Consider the following 4,343-nt stretch of genomic DNA (forward strand, 5'->3'; position numbering starts at 1 on the left):
ATCTACGATTATTATCTTTTTTCTTTTCCATAATTAATGTTCGTACAGCTGTGCGCGTGACGTTGGAATCTAAGAATTTTATTAGGTTAGTGAGTATAAACGTTATGTTAAAATGCACCATTTTATAGAAACTAGATCCCAGTGTCAAGCACTGGGATGACAGAAGGAGGGGATACTTGGATAGCAAGAAAAAGAGATGCTGAGATGAAAAAAAAGACTACCTGGAAACGCCACTATAAAGTGACATTAGATTCCAGCGTCAAGCATTCTGCGGCGTTCACCTGCGTTTCTCCTAAAAACTCCCTACCATAATGCAAGAGATCTATTCAGTGACAAAATTAATGCTTTTTTAATTTTAATAGCTTATATTTTAGCTCTAAATAACGATAATGAATATTAAAAAAAATGGGAGATGCTTTTTGATGTCAACAGAACTTTCTAAGGGCAATGATAAAAATAAACAATTTCTCATGCAAATTGCTGCTTGGCTAGTAGACAATACTGCTTTAACTTTTAATCAAATAGCGCAATGTTGTAAGTTAGCTCTTGAAGAAGTGCAAAATATAGCTGATGAGGAAATAGATGTTGAAAGATTTAATCCTATTATTTCTGGAATAATAACTGAAAAAGAAATTGATAACTGTAAAAAAAACCCAAGTCGTATCCCAAGTTTGATTGCAAAAAATGTAAAAAAAAGGAGTAAATCAATCGGCAATGCTTCCGGCCTTGCTTCTCCGGCAAGGCGTAGAGATAAACCTGATGCGATTTATTATTTAATAAAAAAGTTTCCTATTTTGGACAATAATGTTATAGCTAAATTGATTAGTACAACAAATTGTACAGTGGAGCAGGTAAGGGATGGGTCTCACTATAATATGCAAAATATAAAACCTCAAGATCCTGTACTGCTCGGCTTATGCAGTCAAGAAAATTTAGAAACAGAAATAGAAAAAGCAAAAATAAAAGAAGAGAAACAAGAAAGGTTAAGGAATATAAAGGAAAATTATTAAAGTCTCTCAAGTTGTTTATCTATTTTCATATCTTATTAATATTAAATTAACTTGACTTGTCAGTGTTTACTGGTATAATGGTAGGTAAAGTATGTGGCTTAATAGCAATTGAGTTTAATACTTCCTAAAGATTAGTTTAGCCTAATTATTATCTTGTAGTCACATTTCAGGTTAGTAAGCATCAATTAAAATTTTTGGAGGACTATGGTAACAATCAATGCAGATGTTTTAGCAAAAGAAAAGATTGCAGCTGAATTAGAATCAGCAAAAACGAGTGAGCAAATTTCCAACAACGATATGGTAAAACAAACAACAAATGAAGGTGTAAAAGAAAACAGAAAAGCACTAGATCTGAGTGAACTGAGAAAAAAAACAGCAGAAGAATTATTGGATCTAGCTGAAGAAAGGAAAATTTCAACTAATGGTAAAGGTAATGGCAGAATGCTGAAACAGGAGATGATATTCAGCTTAATGAAGAAAATGAGCGAAGAAGGAGGCACTACTACAGGAAGCGGAATAGTAGAAATATTACCTGATGGTTTTGGTTTTTTACGCTCAGCAAGTGCTAATTATGCTCCGAGTACTGACGATGTGTATATTTCCAATGGACAGGTAAAAAAGTTCAATTTGCGTACAGGGGACATGGTATGTGGGGAAATCAGGCCACCTAGTGATAAGGAAAGATATTTTACTTTAACTAAGGTTCAAAGTATAAACTCTACTGAAGTAAGTGAACTGAGAAAATACGTCCACTTTGACAACTTGCTTCCTCTTTACCCTGAAGAAAGGTTGATTCTTGAAAACAACAGCTGCGTAGATAATAAAAAAGATATAAGTATGCGAGCTGCGGATATAGTTGCGCCTCTTGGAAAAGGACAAAGAGCATTAATAGTTGCTCCACCCCGCACAGGAAAAACGATATTGCTCCAGCAAATGGCTCATTCTATAGCTACAAATCATCCAAAAATAGAATTAATAGTATTGCTTATAGATGAAAGACCTGAAGAAGTGACAGATATGATGCGTTCTGTAAAGGGCGAAGTAGTGAGTTCTACATTCGATGAGCCTGCTTACCGCCATGTACAGCTTGCTGAAATAGTAATAGAAAAGGCTAAAAGAATGGTTGAGCATAAAAAGGATGTTGTAATTTTGCTCGACTCTATAACCCGTCTTGCACGCGCTTATAATGCAGTTATTCCTTCGTCTGGAAAAGTTCTAACTGGTGGTGTAGATTCAAATGCGCTGCAGAGACCAAAACGCTTTTTCGGAGCAGCTCGCAACATTGAAAATGGTGGTTCTTTGACAATAATTGCTACTGCTCTTGTAGAAACTGGGTCAAAAATGGATGAAGTTATTTTTGAAGAGTTTAAAGGTACGGGTAATGCTGAGGTTATACTTGATAGAAAACTTGCTGATAAGCGAATATTTCCAGCTATTGACATTACAAAATCTGGAACTAGAAAAGAGGAGCTATTAATTGATAAGGCTATATTGAATAAGATATGGGTGTTGCGTAGGATACTCAATCCTATGGGATCTGTTGAAGCAATGGAGTTTTTACGCGATAAATTGCTTTTAACAAAGAGTAATGCTGACTTTTTTAACTCTATGAACAATTAAATGTCAACGTCAGGGGGCAAAGTTTTTTGCCCCTCCAGTGAGATAAAATTTAGGAATTCAATTTTAGCTTTTCACTTAAGATCAAATTCACAACATCAGGGCTAGCTTTTCCTTTTGTAAGTTTCATGACTTCGCCAACAAAGAATCCGTATAATTTTGTTTTACCGCTTTTGTACTCTTGAACTTTATCTTGGTTATCATTAATGATCTTGTTGATAACTTCAGATATTTGACCTTTATCGGTTATTTGCTTTAGATCCTGCTCTTCTATAATTAAAGACGCCGATTTGCCAGTTTCAAACATAATATCAAAAACTTGCTTGCCAAGTTTAGCAGAAATTGTTCCATCAACGATGAAATCCAAGAGCTCGGACAAGGCGTTTGCTTTGATCGGAGAGCTCACAATATCAATACCTGCTTTATTCAAACGACCAAAAAGTTCCACAGTGAGCCAAGTAACGGCGAGCTTTGAATCGTGCTTTTTTATCAATTCTTCAAAATAATCAGCAATTGCCTTATCGGAAGTAATGACGTCTGCATCGTATTCGTTGATACCTAACTCTTTAATATATCGCAGCTTCTTTTGGTCTGGCAACTCAGGCAAAGATGACTTGATAAGATCGATTTTGTCCTGGCTTATTTCAACAGGCAACAAATCAGGTTCAGGAAAATACCTGTAATCGCTTGCATCTTCTTTATTTCGCATCACTTTTGTTTTTCCCAAAGCGACATCAAACAATAAGGTATCTTGACTTATTTCTCCCCCACTTTCCAAAATTTCAATCTGCCTTTGTATTTCATAATCTATAGCCTGCGTAATATAACGTATTGAATTTAGGTTTTTTATTTCACAACGAGTGCCAAATGTGCTGCTGCCTTTTGGACGCACAGAAACATTTGCATCACAACGAAGTGATCCCTTCTCCATATCACCATCACATGAGCCAATGTAACGTAAAATCTGTCTCAATTTTTTCATAAATTCTGCAGCTTCTGCAGATGACCGAAGATCCGGCTTCGAAACAATTTCCATTAAAGCAACCCCTGCGCGGTTTAAATCCACATAAGTCTCGCTCTCTTCATGAACGCTCTTTCCTGCATCTTGCTCCAGATGAATTCTCGCAATTCTTATTTCTTTTTCATTATTGTTGATAAAAACTCTACCGTTTCTAACTATCGGCTCAAAGAACTGAGTTATCTGATAACCTTGCGGTAAATCAGGATAAAAATAATTTTTCCGGTCGAAGTAAGCACACTTATTAATTTCCGCAGAAAGCGCGAGACCGGTGCGTATTGCCTGCTCTATGGAGTAGTAATTTAGTATTGGCAATGTGCCTGGCATTGCTGCGTCAACCAGGGAAACTTGAGTATTATGTTCAGCACCAAACTCAGTTGATGAACTAGAAAATAGCTTTGCCTTAGAAGAGACCTGAGCATGCACCTCAAGCCCAATTACCGCCTCCCAATTCTCTTTTGTCATGCATTCAATCCAAGTGATAATCTCAATATTCTGCAAAATTAGCACAAAAAGTCAAAACAAAACTCATGTTTTTATACCTTTATCTTAACTTTTTAACCTGTGATTTAAGAGCAGTGTGTACCAAGAATGCAAAAACTACTTGACAAATTCCTCCAAACCCATTATTATAAGGTTGAAACTATTATTTATCTTCAGTCTGTGCAGATTAAATGAGAAAAAAACTTAGCATATTT

General features: G+C 35.8%; 4 protein-coding genes. 3 read left to right on the forward strand and 1 reads right to left on the reverse strand.

The window, feature by feature from the left end; genetic code table 11:
- The first annotated feature begins 156 nt into the window (after positions 1 to 156).
- From DM84_RS05060 to rho, 3 genes are all read left to right on the forward strand, one after another.
- Positions 157 to 312 carry a hypothetical protein gene (locus DM84_RS05060; protein WP_250778833.1) on the forward strand — a complete coding sequence of 52 codons (156 nt, stop codon included), beginning with the start codon at positions 157 to 159 and terminating at the stop codon, positions 310 to 312.
- Between the two features lie 110 nt (positions 313 to 422).
- Positions 423 to 1,010 (forward strand): cell cycle transcriptional regulator TrcR, encoded by a 588-nt coding sequence (locus DM84_RS05065; protein WP_250778835.1) that lies wholly within the window; start codon positions 423 to 425, stop codon positions 1,008 to 1,010.
- Between the two features lie 204 nt (positions 1,011 to 1,214).
- The gene (rho, locus tag DM84_RS05070; RefSeq protein WP_410543777.1) at positions 1,215 to 2,630 is read left to right on the forward strand and encodes a transcription termination factor Rho; all 1,416 of its coding nucleotides are present in this window, start codon (positions 1,215 to 1,217) and stop codon (positions 2,628 to 2,630) included.
- Between the two features lie 49 nt (positions 2,631 to 2,679).
- Here the strand turns inward: rho and gatB are convergent, their stop codons facing one another.
- Positions 2,680 to 4,110 carry an Asp-tRNA(Asn)/Glu-tRNA(Gln) amidotransferase subunit GatB gene (gene gatB / locus DM84_RS05075; RefSeq protein WP_250778837.1) on the reverse strand — a complete coding sequence of 477 codons (1,431 nt, stop codon included), beginning with the start codon at positions 4,108 to 4,110 and terminating at the stop codon, positions 2,680 to 2,682.
- Positions 4,111 to 4,343: the final 233 nt, after the last annotated feature.

The sequence above is a fragment of the Wolbachia pipientis genome, from assembly GCF_023661085.1.
In the GTDB taxonomy this organism is placed as follows: Bacteria; Pseudomonadota; Alphaproteobacteria; order Rickettsiales; family Anaplasmataceae; genus Wolbachia.

What these genes read in the sequence shown, in the direction of transcription:
- rho (WP_410543777.1), top strand. Translation starts at nt 1,215, where the DNA reads ATGGTAACAATCAATGCAGATGTTTTAGCAAAAGAAAAGATTGCAGCT.
- gatB (WP_250778837.1), bottom strand. Translation starts at nt 4,110, where the DNA reads ATGACAAAAGAGAATTGGGAGGCGGTAATTGGGCTTGAGGTGCATGCT.
- DM84_RS05065 (WP_250778835.1), top strand. Translation starts at nt 423, where the DNA reads ATGTCAACAGAACTTTCTAAGGGCAATGATAAAAATAAACAATTTCTC.
- DM84_RS05060 (WP_250778833.1), top strand. Translation starts at nt 157, where the DNA reads ATGACAGAAGGAGGGGATACTTGGATAGCAAGAAAAAGAGATGCTGAG.